The organism is Psychrobacter sp. W2-37-MNA-CIBAN-0211, assembly GCF_040309405.1.
Lineage (GTDB): Bacteria > Pseudomonadota > Gammaproteobacteria > Pseudomonadales > Moraxellaceae > Psychrobacter > Psychrobacter glaciei.
In genome coordinates this window covers 1-271 of sequence record NZ_JBEOOU010000208.1, presented here as the reverse complement: position 1 = coordinate 271, position 271 = coordinate 1, and the positions used below count along the sequence as shown (strand labels likewise).

Annotated in this window: 1 protein-coding gene; it reads right to left on the bottom strand. The window is 42.1% G+C overall.

The genetic code is table 11. The features are described 5' to 3' along the window. The coding region (locus tag AAEY72_RS14935) for a hypothetical protein (protein ID WP_352311337.1) at positions 1-251 on the bottom strand (251 nt) is incomplete at its 3' end. Between the last annotated feature and the right edge of the window lie 20 nt (positions 252-271).

Here is a 271-nt window from a genome sequence, read left to right as displayed (position 1 = left end):
ACTGTGCGATGCCAAATAAATTTAATATCACTGAGGGATTCTTGGGTGGCTGCCTCAAGAATTTTCAAAGATAAGGGACCACCCAGTTGGAACAGAAAGGATTTGCCTGTCAAATCTTCGATATTGACATCATAGTTGCCACGACTGGCAATGTATTCTAGGTAAGGCGATAAAAAATATGATACGAATGCATTATCCTCTGTGCGAAGCAGCATACCATCCGCCATCACATTACCCTTATAGTTACACATCACGGCATGCTTTGATGCAC